This is a genomic window from Micromonospora cremea, assembly GCF_900143515.1.
GTDB lineage: Bacteria > Actinomycetota > Actinomycetes > Mycobacteriales > Micromonosporaceae > Micromonospora > Micromonospora cremea.
Genome location: NZ_FSQT01000002.1, coordinates 2,250,427 through 2,266,297 on the forward strand (window position 1 = coordinate 2,250,427; position 15,871 = coordinate 2,266,297).

13 protein-coding genes are annotated in these 15,871 nt (G+C 72.4%); 7 read left to right on the top strand and 6 right to left on the bottom strand.

Annotated features, from left to right (window positions below; translation table 11 throughout):
- Positions 1 to 51 precede the first annotated feature (51 nt).
- The gene (locus tag BUS84_RS23905) at positions 52 to 1,737 is read right to left on the bottom strand and encodes a GTPase (protein ID WP_084757573.1); all 1,686 of its coding nucleotides are present in this window, start codon (positions 1,735 to 1,737) and stop codon (positions 52 to 54) included.
- Positions 1,734 to 3,575 carry a GTPase domain-containing protein gene (locus BUS84_RS23910; protein WP_074315760.1) on the bottom strand — a complete coding sequence of 614 codons (1,842 nt, stop codon included), beginning with the start codon at positions 3,573 to 3,575 and terminating at the stop codon, positions 1,734 to 1,736. The genes BUS84_RS23905 and BUS84_RS23910 overlap by 4 nt, the downstream gene beginning before the upstream one ends.
- A gap of 220 nt (positions 3,576 to 3,795) precedes the next feature.
- Here BUS84_RS23910 and dnaK point away from each other — a divergent pair, with 220 nt between their 5' ends.
- The 5 genes from dnaK (at position 3,796) to BUS84_RS23935 (ending at position 8,539) form a co-directional block, all read left to right on the top strand.
- Positions 3,796 to 5,664 carry a molecular chaperone DnaK gene (dnaK, locus tag BUS84_RS23915; RefSeq protein ID WP_074315762.1) on the top strand — a complete coding sequence of 623 codons (1,869 nt, stop codon included), beginning with the start codon at positions 3,796 to 3,798 and terminating at the stop codon, positions 5,662 to 5,664.
- A gap of 48 nt (positions 5,665 to 5,712) precedes the next feature.
- Entirely contained in the window at positions 5,713 to 6,471 is a 759-nt protein-coding gene (gene grpE, locus BUS84_RS23920; RefSeq protein WP_074315764.1) for a nucleotide exchange factor GrpE, read from the top strand.
- A gap of 84 nt (positions 6,472 to 6,555) precedes the next feature.
- Positions 6,556 to 7,740, top strand: coding sequence for a molecular chaperone DnaJ (gene dnaJ, locus BUS84_RS23925; RefSeq protein ID WP_074315765.1), 1,185 nt, complete (start codon positions 6,556 to 6,558; stop codon positions 7,738 to 7,740).
- Between the two features lie 30 nt (positions 7,741 to 7,770).
- Positions 7,771 to 8,211: a heat shock protein transcriptional repressor HspR gene (locus BUS84_RS23930; RefSeq protein ID WP_074319060.1), complete on the top strand. Its 441-nt coding sequence runs from the start codon at positions 7,771 to 7,773 to the stop codon at positions 8,209 to 8,211.
- A 133-nt stretch (positions 8,212 to 8,344) separates the two neighbouring features.
- Positions 8,345 to 8,539, top strand: a complete 195-nt coding sequence (locus tag BUS84_RS23935) for a hypothetical protein (RefSeq protein WP_074315767.1) — start codon at positions 8,345 to 8,347, stop codon at positions 8,537 to 8,539.
- 124 nt (positions 8,540 to 8,663) lie between these two features.
- On the opposite strand, the gene BUS84_RS23940 is transcribed toward BUS84_RS23935, so the two are convergent.
- The 4 genes from BUS84_RS23940 to BUS84_RS23955 all read right to left on the bottom strand — a co-directional run bounded on the left by BUS84_RS23940 (position 8,664) and on the right by BUS84_RS23955 (position 12,366).
- Positions 8,664 to 9,095: a hypothetical protein gene (locus BUS84_RS23940; RefSeq protein WP_074315768.1), complete on the bottom strand. Its 432-nt coding sequence runs from the start codon at positions 9,093 to 9,095 to the stop codon at positions 8,664 to 8,666.
- A 214-nt stretch (positions 9,096 to 9,309) separates the two neighbouring features.
- Positions 9,310 to 10,515: a cation:proton antiporter gene (locus tag BUS84_RS23945; RefSeq protein ID WP_074315769.1), complete on the bottom strand. Its 1,206-nt coding sequence runs from the start codon at positions 10,513 to 10,515 to the stop codon at positions 9,310 to 9,312.
- 5 nt (positions 10,516 to 10,520) lie between these two features.
- On the bottom strand, positions 10,521 to 11,021 hold the full coding sequence (locus BUS84_RS23950) for a cation:proton antiporter regulatory subunit (protein WP_074315770.1): 501 nt from the start codon (positions 11,019 to 11,021) through the stop codon (positions 10,521 to 10,523).
- Positions 11,022 to 11,229: 208 nt separating this feature from the next.
- Positions 11,230 to 12,366, bottom strand: coding sequence for an epoxide hydrolase family protein (locus BUS84_RS23955; RefSeq protein ID WP_074315771.1), 1,137 nt, complete (start codon positions 12,364 to 12,366; stop codon positions 11,230 to 11,232).
- 84 nt (positions 12,367 to 12,450) lie between these two features.
- Between BUS84_RS23955 and BUS84_RS23960 the strand changes: the two genes are divergently transcribed.
- Both BUS84_RS23960 and clpB read left to right on the top strand, forming a co-directional pair.
- Positions 12,451 to 13,104, top strand: a complete 654-nt coding sequence (locus BUS84_RS23960; protein WP_074315772.1) for a TetR/AcrR family transcriptional regulator — start codon at positions 12,451 to 12,453, stop codon at positions 13,102 to 13,104.
- 86 nt (positions 13,105 to 13,190) lie between these two features.
- Positions 13,191 to 15,782, top strand: a complete 2,592-nt coding sequence (gene clpB / locus BUS84_RS23965) for an ATP-dependent chaperone ClpB (protein ID WP_074315773.1) — start codon at positions 13,191 to 13,193, stop codon at positions 15,780 to 15,782.
- The last annotated feature ends 89 nt before the right edge of the window (positions 15,783 to 15,871 follow it).

The following is a 15,871-nucleotide window of genomic DNA, read 5'->3' on the forward strand; positions in this document are numbered from 1 at the left end:
ACCCTACGCCGCTCGGGGGGTGCGCAGAGGAGTAGCGAGCCGTGCGGGGCGTCAGCGGCGGGCGGCGTCCCGCAGCGCGTCTCGCGCCTGCGCGTACGAGGCGAGCACGATCCGCACCGGGGCGAGCACGTACTCCTCGCCCACGCGGGCGACCTCGGCCGTCAGCCGCTGCTCGGCGCGGCGCCGGGCACGCCGGGCCGCCCAGCGGACCACCGGACGGGTCAGCGCCGCCACCAGGAGCCCGGCCAGCAGCCCGCCGAGCAGCAGCAGGGTGGGCAGTGGCACCTGCCCGACCATCGGGTTGTCCAGTGCGGGCAGGCCGAGCGCCCGCAGCGCGTAGCCGAGGATCAACCAGCCCAACCCGACCACGGCGGCCAGGGTGACCAACCACTGGACACCGCCGACCAACCGCCACCAGAGGGGTCGACGGCCCAGGCCGAGGTCGGTGCCGGCGATCGTGCGGTCCAGCGCGTCCGGCAGGTCGCCGAGGCGGGACCGGGCGGCGGAGGTGACCGCCGCCGGCCAGGCGGCAGGCAGGTCGGCGGCGGCCCGGTCGGCCACCGCGCGGATCGCCAGGCCGAGCGCCGAGCGCTGGGCGGCCGTCGGGTCCGGTACCGAGGTCGCGGCGACCAGGCTCTCCGCGGGGTCGGCGCGATCGCCGGCCGGGCCGGGCAGGTGCAGGCGGCGCAGCGGGTCGGGTCGCAGCCGCCGCCAGCCCCGGACCACCGGCCAGCCGGTGGCCGCGCCGGCCCGGTGCCGGTACGCCTGCTCCACCGCCTCGGTCACCGCCGGCACGCCGGCCGCGCCGGCCAGTGCCCGGTTCAACCCGCCGACGGCGGTGTCGTCCGGTCCGCCCGCCGGTCGGGCGGAGCCGACCAGTTCGTCCAGCGCGGCGACCACCGTGTCGACATCGCCGGCGAGCCGGCGCAGTGCCGCCTGTCGCTCGGCGACCGTCTGTTCCAGCGCGGTGCGCAGCCCGACCATCCCGGCCGGGTCGATGGCGGTGGTGGCCAGCAGCGGTACGCCGGTCAGCCCGTCCGCGTCGAGCAGCCGGCGCAGGTCGTCCAGGACCCGGGGCAGCTCGGCCGGGGGTAGCCGGTCGGCCTGGTTGAGCACGACCAGGGTGACGTCCCGGTGGCGGTGGAACTCGCGCAGGTAGCTGTCGTGGATGACCCGGTCGGCGTACTTCTGCGGGTCGACCACCCAGACCACCTGGTCGACCAGGCCGAGCAGCCGGTCCACCTCCAGTCGGTGGGACCGCTGCACCGAGTCGAAGTCGGGCAGGTCGAGCAGGATCAGCCCGTGCAGCGCCGTCTCGTCGTCCGCGTCCAGCGCGCTCTCCCGGACGAAGCGGTGCCGGGGCAGCACGCCGATCCAGTCGAGCAGCCGGTTGGCGCCCTCCAGCGCCCCCCACACGCAGGCGTGCGTGACGCCGGTCGTCGGGCGGCGGACCCCGACCGGCGAGAGCTCCAGCCGGGCCAGCGCGTTGAACAGGCTGGACTTGCCGCTGCCGGTGGCGCCGGCCAGGGCGACCACGGTGTGGTCGCGGGACAGGGCGAGCCGGGTGCCGGCCCGCTCGACCAGGGTGTGCGCGGGCACCAGTTCGGAGTCCGGCAGCAGGCCGTCCACCGCGGTCAGGAACCGGCGTACCGCGTCCAGGCGGGCGATCAACGCGTCGGGGTCGATCCGCTGGTCGCCCCGGAACGCCTCGCGTACCCGGCCGGCGATGTTGGTCACCGGGAGTCCTCCTCGTCGACGGCCGGCAGTGTGTCGCCGCCGGTCGCCAGGCCGCTGCGGTGCCGGGCCAGCTCGACCCGGCCGGCGGCCCGGCGCAACCCGTCGCCGGCGTCCGCGGCGGGGCGGGCGTCGGCGGTGCGGGCCAGGAAGCGGTCGGCCTCCGCGTCGAGCAGCGTCCGCACCCGCTCCAGCAGGTCGGCACGGGCCTTGGCGGCGAGGGTACGGACCGCCTGGTCGCCGAAGATCGCCTGGAGTACGGCCTGGGCTGCGACGGTGGTGCCGGCCCCGGTGGCCACCTCCAGCCCGGTCGGGATGAACGCGGTGGAGGCGAACACGGCGATCATCACGGCGAGCCCGGTGGCGTTCACGGCGTACGCGGCCGTGCGGGCCACGAACCGCTTGTCGCCGCCCTCGACACGGACCAGCTCCAGCACCCCGCGCTGCCAGTCCCGGACCATCCGTTCGGCGCGCTCGGGCAGGTCGTCGCTGGGGTGGGCGAACCCGGGGTCGAGCAGCCCGGCACCCGCCGGGTGCGCCTTCCACGCCGTGTACGCGGCCTCGGCGGCCTCGGAAGCGACCCCGCGCAGCAGCGTGACCAGCTGCGACTCGATGGCGTTGCGCAGCTCGGCGGCGGGAGCCGGACGACCGGTGACGGCGGCCACCACCCGATCCCGCAGGCGCCCGATCCGCGCCTCCAGGGTGCGGAACAGCTCCCCGGTGCCGACGAACTCCTGCCACCGGGCGAGCACCTCGCCGCGGAGCAGGCGGCCGTCCCGCAGGCCCTCCTCGACGGTCCGCTCGGCGCCCCGGTAGGCAGCCCGGACCCGCTCGTCCAGACTGTCGGCGGCGGCGACCTGCTCGTCGGCGGCGTCGGCCAGCTCCTCGACGGCCGGGTGCAGTGCGGCCAGCGCCCCGTCCAGGGTCTGCCGGACCACGGCCGCCCGGGCGTCGGCGTCGGCGGCCAGCCGCGCGAACCAGTCGGCCAGGGGCGCGGTGACACCCTCGGGCAGCAGCCCCTGACCGTCGACCCAGGTCTCCGGGAGCACGAACAGCGGCGCCCGGCCGAGATCCTGTGCGGTGAGCATCTCGGCCAGGTGCGCGGAGATCTCGTCGGTGGCCTCCGCGGGCACCCGGTCGAGCACCATGGCGATCACCGCACCCCGGGCCCGGGCGCTGCGCAGCAGCTCCCAGGGCACCGCGTCGGCGTACCGGGCGGCGGTGGTGACGAAGAGCCAGAGGTCGGCTGCGGCGAGCAGTTGGCCGGCGAGTGCCCGGTTGGCGTCGACCACCGAGTCGATGTCCGGTGCGTCGAGGAAGGCCAGCCCGGCGGGCAGGGCCGGTGCGGTGACCAGGTGCAGGGCGCGCGGGTCCTCGCTCGGCTCGGTGGTGCGGGTGAGCCCGGGCAGCAGATCACCCTGCCGGAACCAGGCCGCGTCGGCCGGGTTGCAGACCAGCACCGGTGAGCGGGTGGTCGGCCGGAGCACGCCGGCGGCGCTGACCCGGGCCTTGACCAGGCTGTTGACCAGGGTCGACTTGCCCGCGCCGGTGGAACCGCCGACCACCACGAGCAGTGGCGCGTCGAGCCGGGCGAGCCGGGGCAGCAGGTAGTCGTCGAGCTGGTCGGTGAGGGCGGTGGCGGTGTGCCGGGCCGGGCCGGCGGAGGGCAGAGCGAGCGGGAACCGGGTCGCGCCGATCGCGGCCCGGAGACCCGTCAGCGCGCCGGGGAGGCTGTCGTCCCCGGTGGTGGCGGGCGGCTCCTCCGCGGCGTCCGGCGGGCCGGTGCGGGCTGCGACGGCGGGCGCGCCGGAACGGGTGGCGGAATCGCCGTGCGTCGTCACCGCTAAAGCGTGCCCGACCGATGCAAGGGAAGACAACCGGACGGTAATAACGGCTGGGTTGCGTCGGGTCGGCTCAACCCAACTTGACGATTCGCCGGGGCGTGGCACTATTGAGTCAAGTTCACTCAACTTGTGGTGGGCCCGCTGCGGGCGGTGCCCGCCAGGCAGTCCGCGGGCGGTGCCCGTCACCTGCACAACCTTACGAAGCGAGGAAGCGAAGATGGCACGTGCGGTCGGTATCGACCTCGGCACGACGAACTCCTGCGTCAGCGTTCTCGAGGGCGGTGAGCCCACCGTCATCGCCAACGCTGAGGGCTCGCGGACGACCCCGTCGATCGTCGCGTTCGCCCGCAACGGCGAGGTGCTCGTCGGTGAGGTCGCCAAGCGCCAGGCGGTGACGAACCCGGACCGGACGATTCGCTCGGTCAAGCGCGAGGTCGGCACGAACTGGTCCGTCGACATCGACGGCAAGAAGTACACCCCGCAGGAGATCTCGGCCCGGACGCTGATGAAGCTCAAGCGGGACGCCGAGGCGTACCTGGGCGAGCAGATCACCGACGCGGTGATCACCGTCCCGGCCTACTTCAACGACAGCCAGCGCCAGGCCACCAAGGAGGCCGGTGAGATCGCCGGCTTCAACGTGCTGCGGATCGTCAACGAGCCGACCGCGGCAGCCCTGGCGTACGGGCTGGACAAGGGCTCCAAGGAGCAGACCGTCCTGGTCTTCGACCTCGGCGGCGGCACCTTCGACGTGTCGCTGCTGGAGCTGGCCGAGGGCGTCATCGAGGTCAAGTCGACCAGCGGTGACAACCACCTCGGCGGCGACGACTGGGACCAGCGGATCATCGACCACCTGGTCAAGACGTTCCGCGGCGAGCACGGCATCGACCTGAGCCAGGACAAGATGGCCCTCCAGCGGCTCCGTGAGGCCGCCGAGAAGGCCAAGATCGAGCTGTCCGCCGCCACTACCACCAACATCAACCTGCCGTACATCACCGCCGGCTCCGCCGGCCCGCTGCACCTGGACGTGACGCTCAGCCGCGCCGAGTTCCAGCGGATGACGCAGGACCTGTTGGACCGCTGCAAGGGCCCGTTCGAGCAGGCCGTGAAGGACGCCGGGATCAAGATCTCCGACGTCGAGCACGTGATCCTGGTCGGCGGCTCGACCCGGATGCCGGCCGTGACCGACCTGGTCAAGCAGCTCACCGGCCGTGACCCCAACAAGGGCGTCAACCCGGACGAGGTCGTCGCCGTCGGCGCCGCGCTCCAGGCCGGCGTGCTCAAGGGCGAGGTCAAGGACGTCCTGCTGCTCGACGTGACGCCGCTGAGCCTGGGCATCGAGACCAAGGGTGGCATCTTCACTAAGCTGATCGAGCGCAACACCACCATCCCGACCAAGCGCTCCGAGGTCTTCACCACGGCGGACGACAACCAGCCGTCGGTGCTGATCCAGGTGTTCCAGGGCGAGCGGGAGATCGCGGCCTACAACAAGAAGCTCGGCACCTTCGAGCTGACCGGCCTCCCGCCGGCGCCGCGCGGCGTGCCGCAGATCGAGGTCGCGTTCGACATCGACGCCAACGGCATCGTCAACGTGCACGCCAAGGACCTGGGCACCGGCAAGGAACAGAAGATGACGATCACCGGTGGCTCCTCGCTGCCGAAGGACGACATCGAGCGGATGCGCCGGGACGCCGAGGAGCACGCGGAGGAGGACAAGCGCCGCCGCGACGACGCCGAGACCCGCAACGTGGCCGAGGCGCTCCAGTGGCAGACCGAGAAGTTCCTCGCCGAGAGCGGCGACAAGCTGCCCAGCGAGAACCGGGAGCAGCTCAACGAGGCGCTCGGCGAGCTGCGCGGCGCCCTCGGCGGTCAGGACATCGAGAAGATCAAGTCGGCGCACGAGCGGCTGGCGCAGGTCTCTCAGCAGGCCGGTTCGCTGCTCTACTCGCAGCAGGCCGAGCAGGGCCAGCAGCCGGGTGGCGAGGCCGGCCCGGGTGCGACCGGGGCGACCGGCCCGCAGGCCGGTGCCGCCGGCGGCGCCGACGACGTGGTCGACGCGGAGATCGTGGACGAGGACGGCAAGAAGTGACCGTCGGCCTCCGACACGTATCCACTGCGAAGGGGATGAGGTAGCCGCATGACGCAGAAGCCACGAGCCGCCGACCCGGGCGACACCGGGTCGGCGCCGGGTGGCTCCGCGCCCACCGAGCCGGCCACCGGCGACGGGGAGCGGGTCGTCATCCGCAACAACCGCAAGATCAGCGACGCGACGGAGCCGGAGGGCGCCGCCGCCGACGCGGGCAGCGACGTACCGGCCGAGGGCCTGGTCGAGGACGCCGAGATCGTGGTCGACGAGATCGAGATCGAGGCGACCTCGATGGACGGCCCCACACCGGCCGGTCCACCGGTGGTGGACGCCCCGGCGCAGCCGGTGGGCGGCGGCGGCACTGGCACGCCGCTCGGCGCCGAGATGGAGGCGCTCCGGGCCGAGCTGGACGAGCGCACGCGGGACCTGCAGCGGGTGTCGGCGGAGTACGCCAACTACCGCAAGCGGGTGGACCGGGACCGCAGCCTGGTGCAGGAGCAGGCGACCGGCTCGGTGCTGGCCGCGCTGCTGCCGATCCTGGACGACCTGGACCGGGCCCGGGAACATGGCGACCTGGTCGGGCCGTTCGGCACGGTGGCGGAACAGCTCACCACCGCGCTGGGCAAGTTCGGCCTGACCGCCTTCGGCGAGCAGGGCGACCCGTTCGACCCGACCCGGCACGAGGCGGTCGCGCACCAGACCTCGGCCGAGGTCAGCGAGCCGACCTGCGTGCAGGTCATGCGGCGCGGCTACCAGCTCGGTGAGCGGCTGCTACGCCCCGCGCTGGTAGCGGTCGCGGATCCGGAATAGTGCGAAACGGTGACCGGCCTGTCCCGCCCGCCGCGATGCGGTGGCGGGACGGCCGGGCCTCGACGGTCGGAAGGGGGTGGACCGGTGAGTTCGAAGGACTGGCTCGAGAAGGACTTCTACGCCGTGCTCGGCGTGGACAAGGCTGCCTCCGCGGATGACATCAAGAAGGCGTACCGCAAGTTGGCCCGGGAGTCGCACCCGGACCACAACCCGGGCGACCCGAAGGCTGAGGAGCGCTTCAAGGCGGTCTCCGAGGCGTACAACGTGCTGTCGGACACCGGCCGCCGCCGCGAGTACGACGAGATGCGTTCGCTGTTCGGCTCGGGCGCGTTCCGGCGCAACGCCCGGGGCGCGGGCCAGCCGGGCGGCATGCCGTTCGACGTCTCCGACATGTTCGGCGGCGGGGGCGCAGGCGGCGACCGTCGCTTCGGCGGGGCCGGCTTCCAGGACCTGTTCAGCTCGATCTTCTCCGGCGGCTCGGCCGGCGGGCAGGCCGCCCCGCGCGGGCCGGCCCGGGGCCGGGACGTGGAGACCGAGGTGGCGCTGGACTTCGGCGACGCGGTGCGGGGCGTGACCATGCCGCTGACGTTGCGCGCCCCGGGCGTCTGCGACACCTGCCACGGCAACGGGGCCAAGCCCGGCACCCAGCCGCGCACCTGTCCGGCCTGCCACGGCGCCGGAGTGACCACCCGCAACCAGGGGTCGTTCAGCTTCTCCGAGCCGTGCCGCACCTGCCAGGGCGTCGGCACGGTGGTCGAGGAGAAGTGCCCCGAGTGCCATGGCAGTGGCGGGGTCACCAAGACCCGCACGATGAACGTGCGCTTCCCGGCCGGCGTGGCCGACGGCCAGCGGATCCGGCTGGCCGGGCGAGGTGAGCCGGGTGAGCGCGGTGGCCCGGCCGGTGACCTGTTCGTGCACGTCAAGGTCCGGCCGGACGAGCTGTTCGGGCGTACCGGTGACGACCTGACGTTGACCGTGCCGGTCACCTTCGCGGAGGCCGTGCTCGGCACGGACCTGCGGGTGCCGACGCTGGACGGCGCGGTGACCCTGCGGGTCCCGCCTGGTACGCCGAGCGGCCGGGTGCTGCGGGCCCGGGGCAAGGGCGTGGTCCGCCGCGACGGGCAGGCCGGCGACCTGCTGGTCACGCTGGACGTGGTGGTGCCGGCCCGGTTGTCGGACGAGGCGCGGGCGGCGCTGGAGGCGTTCGCCGAGCAGAGCCCGCCAGCGTCCAGGGAACATCTCGACGCTCGGGTGCGTCGGGTCAGTTAGTCCGGTGGGATGGACGCGGAGGTGAGCGGGATGTCGGGCGAGTTCCTCGGTTCGGGTGACCCTGCCTACGAGGCCAAGGTGCTGATGATCTCGGTCGCGGCCCGGATGGCGGGGATGCACCCACAGACCCTGCGCCAGTACGACCGGCTGGGGCTGGTGCAGCCCGGCAGGGCCGCCGGCGGTGGGCGTCGCTACAGCGTCCGCGACGTGGTGCTGCTGCGCGAGGTGCAGCGGCTCAGTCAGGACGACGGGATCAACCTGGCCGGGGTCAAGCGGATCATCGGGCTGGAGCGGCTGCTGGAGCAGGCGCAGCAGCGGGTCGCCCGGCTGGAGGCGGAGCTGGACGCCGCGTACCGCCGGGTGGCCGAACTGGAGTCGCTGGCCCGCTTCCCGGGCCGTGATCTGGTGCCGACCAACCGCACCTCCACCGCCCTGGTGGTCTGGCGGCCCCGCCGCCTGCCCGACCGCTGACCCGCTCTTCCGGTCCCGTTCTTTCGGCCCGGCCCGCACCGGATTTCTCGGCGCGGGCCGGGCCGTTCCAGTTAGCCTGTCGATACGGGTTCTATCGGCTTAATTCGGACCTACCGGCATAGCAGGGGGAGCGATGGCGGAGCCGGCGAAGGAGATGGCCCAGCAGACGGAGGACCGGTTGGAGGACCTGGCCGAGACCGTCCGCGAGAAGTTCGACAAGGTGACCGAGGGAACCTTCCGGGAGCGGATCACCGAGGGGCGGTTCGCCGACCAGGTCGACCACGGCGTCGACCAGGCCCGGGCCGAGACCCAGCGGAAGCGGGACTGACCGGTAACCGACGTGCGGGCCGGGACCCACGGGGGGTCCCGGCCCGTTCGCCGTGCTGAGTGAATCGTTGGCGACATCAGCTCCAAAGGGGCTGCGGTGCGGCGACCCTTCGATCCACGCGGCGTCAGCCGAGGCGGCGGTTCTCGCGGACCAGGCCGCCTTCGCACCAGTCCCGGTAGACGAAGAGATCCGGCCGGGCCAGCAGCACGCGGCCGTTGTGCGCCCAGATCTTCATCAGCTCGTCGCCGTCGCGCTCGGCCTGCTCGACCAGCTTGCGGAAGCGGCGCTTGGGGTGGGCGCGGAAGTTCGTCCGGATGCCGTCGGCCGCGTAGATGTAGAGGCAGTGCAACGCGAAGCGGCGGGCCGGGCACGTCGGATCCATCGCCAACTCGAAGAGCGTCAGTACGAGCCGGTCACCGGAGACCAGTAGGTCCCAGTCCGGTGGCATGGAAGCCAACGGCACCGAATCGGGCTGGTAAGCCCAAGCTCGCAACTCCGCCGGAGTCGGATCGACGGGGTTGGCGAAGCCGTGGAACGTCGACTCCTGCACGCTCACCGGCCAACCTTCCGCTTTCGCCCGCGTTGGCACTGGCCACCCGCGGACCCTGGCTGCTGCGGCGAAACGGTAACCCGCCGTCGGGTGCTGCGGTAGTCCCCGTGGGGAGCAATTCAGCAACCGTTGGCCTGGCCGGGTCCACCGGATGGGCGGGCGGGCCCCGCCCACCGCCGCTGCCGCGCCGATCAGGGAGTCACGCAGCGGCGGCGACGCGTCAGTCGTGGACCGGAACGGGCTGCCGCCGCTCGGCCGCCGCGCGGTTGCGCAGCCACCGCTTGAACCACGGGAAGTCGGGCAGCCGGGCCAGCATCGGCCCGGTCACCACGGTGATCAGGACGTACGCCGTGGCCAGCGCGGCCAACCGCGGCTCGACGCTGCCGGCGGCCACCGCGAGCCCGGCGATGACGATGGAGAACTCACCGCGGGGTACGAGTGCCAGGCCGGCCCGCCATCGACCGGGTTCGGCGATGCCGACACGGCGAGCCGCGAGGTAACCGGTGAGCGTCTTCGTCGCCATGGTGACCACGGCCAGCGCGAGCGCGGGCAGCAGCACCGGGGGAATGTCCCGTGGGTCGGTGACCAGCCCGAAGAAGACGAAGAACACCGCGGCGAACAGGTCCCGCAGCGGGGAGAGCAACTCGGTGGCGTGGTGCGCCACCGGCCCGGAGAGCGCGATGCCGACCAGGAACGCCCCGACCGCCGCCGACACCTGGAGCTTCGCCGCCAGACCGGCGATCAGCAGGGTCAGACCGAGTACGCCGAGCAGCAGCGCCTCCGGGTCCTTCGCCGACAGGGCGGACGAGATCAGATGGCCGTACCGGATGGCGAGCACCAGCACGAGCAGCACCGTTCCCACCGCCACGGCGAGCGCGATGCCGCCGCCGAGCAGGCCGGTGCCGGCCAGCACCGCGGTGACCAGCGGCAGGTAGAGCGCCATCGCCAGGTCCTCGATCACCAGGACCGAGAGGATCACCGGAGTCTCCCGGTTACCGAGCCGGCCCAGGTCGGCGAGGACCTTGGCGATCACGCCGGAGGACGAGACCCAGGTGATACCGCCGAGCACCAGGGCGGCCACCCAGTCCCAGCCGAGCAGCAGGGCGAACGCCGCACCGGGCAGTGCGTTGAGCACGCCGTCGATCAGCCCAGCCGGGGCCGCCGAGCGGAGGTTGCCGACCAGCTCGTTGGCCGAGTACTCCAGGCCGAGCATCACCAGCAGCAGGATGACGCCGATCTCGGCGCCGACCGCGAAGAACTCCTCGCTTGCGGCGAGCGGCAGCAGCCCACCGTGCCCGAAGGCGAGCCCGGCGAGCAGGTAGAGGGGGATGGGTGAGAGACCTACCCGGCGGCTGAGCCGGCCGAGGACACCGAGCAACAGCAGCAGCGCGCCGACTTCGACGAGCAGTGTGGTGGAATCGTGCATCCGCCTCAGCCGTCCGGGTCACTGTCGGCGAGGATGGCGGACACACCGTCGAGACCCTTGCGGGTCCCGACGACGACCACCACGTCGCCGGCCGCGAAGCGGAAGGAAGGAAGCGGCGAGACGATCACCTCGCCGTCGCGCAGTACCGCCACGATGGAGGCGCTGGTGCGGGTACGCGCCTTGGTGTCACCGAGCCTCCGGTTGACATACCTCGACCCGGCCGTGATGGCGATCTGCTCGGTGAGCAGACCGGCGGCCTGCTCCCGCAGCCCGGAGAGCTGCCCGAGCATCAGCGACGCGCCGAGGATGTCGGCCAGCGCTTCCGCCTCATCGTCCGTCAGCGGGATGTCCGCCTGGCACGAGTCAGGATCGTCGGGGTCGTAGAGGACGAGATCCCGGCGGCCATTGCGGTGGGAGACAACGCCCAGGCGGCGTCCGGACTCCGTCACCAGATCGTGGCGTACGCCGATCCCGGGTAAGGCAATCTGCTCGACTCGTACTCGCACCAGCCAAGGCTACCGCTTGGTGCACCACGCCCAGATCTTGGTCGAATCCGGCCCCTACGGCGGCCGTTTCCTTCCAGATGATCGACTCGGTTTCGGCGATGTCGCGGTGTCCCGGCAGCCTGGACGCCCCCACTTCCGGGAAATGGACGCCCAGGATGCGTCGGTGCCCACCCCGGCGGAGCAGAGCGGGCACCGGCGCACGCCGTGGTCAGCGAAGGCTGGCGAAGAACTCGCGGATGTCGGCGGCCAGCACGTCGGTGGCCTGGTGAGCGGCGTAGTGGCCGCCGACGTCGCCCCGCCCGTCGACGTCTGTCCCGTACGCCGTCCACCGGACGATGTTCGCGTGGTCCCGCTCGGCGAAGCGGCGGATCGACTGGAAGTCGCCGGGGAACATGGCCAGCGCGGTCGGCACGGTGGTCGGCTCGGTCGGCGTGTCGCCGGCGTGCGCGTCCTCCCAGTAGAACCGGATCGCCGAGGCGGCCGTGCCGGTGAACCAGTAGAGCGCCACGTTGGCCAGGATGAAGTCGGCGTCCAGGCTCACGTCGACGAGCTGGGCGTTCCAGGCCAGCAGCCCGACCGGCGAGTCGGCCAGCCCGAACGCCAGGGTCTGCGGCTGCTGGCTGTGCACCTGGTTGAAGGAGAACTTGTTCTCGTAGAACCACTGGAGGTGCTTGAGCGCCGCCTGGTCCGCCTCGGAGAGCCCGGCGAACTCGGCCGGGTCCCCCGAGGGGAACGAGAAGAGTTGGGTGACGTGCACGCCGAGCACGTGCGCCGCGTCGATCCGGCCCAGCTCCGGCGCGACCATCGAGCCGGCGTCGTTGCCGACCGCGCCGTAGCGGTCGTACCCCAATCGGCTCATGAGCTCCGCCCAGGCGCGGGCGGTGCGGTGTCGGTTCCAGCCGGCGCTGCGGGTCGGGCCGCTGAACCCGAAGCCCGGCAGCGACGGGATGACCAGGTGGAAGGCTGGCGCGTCCGGTGCGGTCGGCTCGGTGAGCGGGGCGATCACGTCCAGGTACTCCAGCACCGAGCCGGGCCAGCCGTGGGTGAGCACCAGTGGGGTGGCGTCCGGTCGGGACGACCGCACGTGCAGGAAGTGGATCTGCTCGCCGTCGATCTCGGTGCGGAACTGCGGGTACGCGTTCAGTCGGGCCTCGACGGCCCGCCAGTCGAACCCGTCCCGCCACCGGTCGACGAGGGCGCGGACCCGGTCGTTGCTCATCCCGTAGTCGTCGCCGGCGCCGGGCAGTTCGGCGGGCCAGATCGTGAGGCTCAGTCGGGCGGCCAGGTCGTCGAGGGCGGTCTGCGGGATCTCGACGCGGAACGGGCGGATCGCGGTGCCGGTCATCTCAGGACTCCTTCGGAACGGAATGCTTCGTTCTGCTATGACATAGCAGACCGGAACGATCCGTTCCACTGTTATCCTGGCGGTATGCCGACTTCCCCCGGAAAGACCGAAGCGCCGCTGGCCGGCCGCCGTGCCCAGGCCGCCCGCAACGACGAGGTGATCCTCGAAGCAGCCCGCGCGGTCTTCCTCGACGACCCGAAGGCGCCGATCGCCGCCGTCGCCGAACGTGCCGGCGTCGGCATCAGCGCCCTCTACCGGCGGTACGCGGGCAAGGAAGACCTGCTGCGCCAGCTCTGCCATGACGGGCTGCGCCGGTACGTCGCCGAAGCCGAGACCGCCCTCGCGGAGCCGGACGACTGGGTCGCGTTCGCCGGATTCGTGGCCCGGGTGGTCGACGCCGACGTGCACTCGCTCACCGTCCACCTGGCCGGCACCTTCACGCCGAACGAGGAGATGGGCCGGGACGCGGTGCGCGCCAACGAACTGGCCACCGCCCTGTTCGAGCGGGCCCGTGCCAGTGGGCGGCTGCGCCCCGACGTGGTCGTGCAGGATCTGGGCCTGTTGCTGGAGGCGTGCGCCGCGGTGCGCGTACCCGATCCGGAGCGGACCCGGCAGTTGCGCCGTCGTCAGCTCGCGGTGCTGCTGGCCGGACTGTCGGCGGCGCCGGGCACCGACCCGCTTCCCGGCCCGCCCCCGGCGGCCGGGGAATTCGACTGGCGGTGGCAGCGCCGGGAGTGATGGGCGTCACAACGTTAAGGTTGAGCGGAATACGCTCAACTCTGGTTGTGTCCAACCCAGTGGACAACGCCGATCCGGGGGAGCCCATGAACACCGAACGCCTCACCACCAAGAGCCGCGAAACCATCACCGGTGCCGTCGCGCTGGCTAACCAGCGCGGCCACGCCACCGTGGAGCCCTGGCACCTGCTGCTGTCCCTGCTGGACACCGACGGCTCGACCGCCGCCGGCCTGCTGCGCGCCGTCGGGGCCGACCCCGCCGAGCTGCGCCGGGCCGCCCAGCGGGCGGTCGACGCCCTGCCGGCGGCGCGGGGCTCCAGCATCGCCGAGCCCACGCTGGCCCGGGAATTCGTCAACGCCATCGGCGCCGCCGAGCAGATCGCCCGGCCGCTGGGCGACGAGTACACGTCCACCGAGCACCTGCTCGCCGGCCTGGCCCGGGTGGGCGGCGCGGTGTCCGGCGCGCTGACGTCGGTCGGCGCCACCGAGGAGACCCTGGTCGCCGCCTTCCCGAGCGTCCGGGGTGGGGACCGGCGGGTCACCACCGCCGACCCGGAGCAGACCTACCAGGCCCTGGCCAAGTACGGCGTCGACCTGACCGCCAGCGCCCGCGACGGCAAGATCGATCCGGTGATCGGCCGGGACTCGGAGATCCGCCGGGTGATCCAGGTGCTCTCCCGGCGTACCAAGAACAACCCGGTGCTGATCGGCGAGCCCGGCGTCGGCAAGACCGCCATCGTCGAGGGCCTCGCCCAGCGGATCGTCGCCGGTGATGTGCCCGAGTCGCTGCGCGACAAGAAGCTGGTCTCGCTGGACCTCGGCGCGATGGTCGCCGGCGCCCAGTACCGCGGCCAGTTCGAGGAGCGGCTGAAGTCCGTGCTGGAGGAGATCAAGAACTCCAACGGGCAGGTCATCACGTTCCTCGACGAGCTGCACACCGTCGTCGGCGCCGGCAAGGGCGAGGGCTCGATGGACGCCGGCAACATGCTCAAGCCGATGCTCGCCCGCGGTGAGCTGCGGATGGTCGGCGCGACCACGCTGGACGAGTACCGCGAGCACATCGAGAAGGACCCGGCGCTGGAGCGCCGCTTCCAGCCGGTGCTGGTCGGCGAGCCGACCATTGAGGACACCATCGGCATCCTGCGCGGGCTCAAGGAGCGCTACGAGGTGCACCACGGCGTCCGGATCACCGACGCCGCGCTGGTCGCCGCCGCGTCGCTGTCGGACCGCTACATCACCGACCGGTTCCTGCCGGACAAGGCGATCGACCTGGTCGACGAGTCCGCGTCCCGGCTCCGGATGGAGATCGACTCCCGGCCGGTCGAGGTGGACGAGATCGAGCGGGCGGTCCGTCGGCTGGAGATCGAGGAGATGGCGCTGGCCAAGGAGCCGGACGCCGCCTCCGCCGAGCGGTTGGCCCGGCTGCGCAAGGAGCTGGCGGACAAGCGTGAGCAGCTCACCGTGCTCTCCGAGCGCTGGCAGACGGAGAAGAGCCACATCACCAAGCTCTCCACCGCCAAGGAGGAGCTGGAGCGTCTGGGCGGCGAGGCCGAGCGGGCCGAGCGCGACGGGGAGTTGGAGCGCGCCGCCGAGCTGCGCTACGGCCGGATTCCCGCGCTCAAGGTCGAGCTGAAGCAGGCCGAGGAGGAGCTGGCCCAGCTCCAGGCCGACGGCGCGATGCTCAAGGAGGAGGTCGGCGCGGACGACATCGCCGCGGTGGTCGCCTCCTGGACCGGCATCCCGGCCGGTCGGCTGCTCGAGGGCGAGACGGCCAAGCTGCTCCGGATGGAGGAGTCGCTGGGCGGCCGGGTGGTCGGCCAGGCCGAGGCGGTCGGCGCGGTCGCCGACGCGGTGCGCCGGGCGCGGGCCGGGGTTGCCGATCCGGACCGCCCGACCGGCAGCTTCCTCTTCCTCGGCCCGACCGGTGTCGGCAAGACCGAGCTGGCCAAGGCCCTCGCCGAGTTCCTCTTCGACGACGAGCGGGCGATGGTCCGCATCGACATGAGCGAGTACGGCGAGAAGCACTCGGTGGCCCGCCTGGTCGGTGCCCCTCCCGGCTACATCGGCTACGAGGAGGGCGGCCAGCTCACCGAGGCGGTGCGCCGCCGGCCGTACTCGGTGATCCTGCTGGACGAGGTGGAGAAGGCCCACCCGGACGTCTTCGACGTGCTGCTCCAGGTGCTCGACGACGGTCGGCTCACCGATGGTCAGGGCCGCACGGTGGACTTCCGTAACGCGATCCTGATCCTCACCTCCAACCTCGGGTCGTCGGTGATCAGCGACCTGACGCTGGCCGAGGAGCAGCGCCGCGAGGGGGTCCTCGCCGTGGTCCGGTCGCACTTCAAGCCGGAGTTCCTCAACCGGCTGGACGACATCGTGGTCTTCGCCTCGCTGCGCGGGGACGACCTGCGCTCCATCGTGGACATCCAGCTGGACCGGATGCGGCGCCGGCTGGCCGACCGCCGGCTCGGCCTGGAGATCACCGACGCGGCCCGCGGCTGGCTCGCCGAGCACGGGTACGACCCGATCTACGGTGCCCGCCCGTTGCGCCGTCTGGTCCAGACCGCGATCGGTGACCAGCTGGCCAGGGCCCTGCTGTCGGGCACGATCCGCGACGGCGACACCGTCAAGGTCGACCTGACCACCCCGACGAACACCCTGACGGTAACCCCGGCCTGACCCACCGGCCCCACCCGCGTTGATCATGAAGTTATTGCCTCCCGGCTCGGCGAGTCGTGGCAATAACTTCATGATCAACAGGGTCGGGG

Excerpts from the sequence above, each read along its gene's own strand:
- dnaK (WP_074315762.1), top strand. The coding sequence starts at position 3,796 with ATGGCACGTGCGGTCGGTATCGACCTCGGCACGACGAACTCCTGCGTC.
- BUS84_RS23960 (WP_074315772.1), top strand. The coding sequence starts at position 12,451 with ATGCCGACTTCCCCCGGAAAGACCGAAGCGCCGCTGGCCGGCCGCCGT.
- clpB (WP_074315773.1), top strand. The coding sequence starts at position 13,191 with ATGAACACCGAACGCCTCACCACCAAGAGCCGCGAAACCATCACCGGT.
- grpE (WP_074315764.1), top strand. The coding sequence starts at position 5,713 with ATGACGCAGAAGCCACGAGCCGCCGACCCGGGCGACACCGGGTCGGCG.
- BUS84_RS23945 (WP_074315769.1), bottom strand. The coding sequence starts at position 10,515 with ATGCACGATTCCACCACACTGCTCGTCGAAGTCGGCGCGCTGCTGCTG.
- BUS84_RS23930 (WP_074319060.1), top strand. The coding sequence starts at position 7,771 with ATGTCGGGCGAGTTCCTCGGTTCGGGTGACCCTGCCTACGAGGCCAAG.
- BUS84_RS23955 (WP_074315771.1), bottom strand. The coding sequence starts at position 12,366 with ATGACCGGCACCGCGATCCGCCCGTTCCGCGTCGAGATCCCGCAGACC.
- BUS84_RS23935 (WP_074315767.1), top strand. The coding sequence starts at position 8,345 with ATGGCGGAGCCGGCGAAGGAGATGGCCCAGCAGACGGAGGACCGGTTG.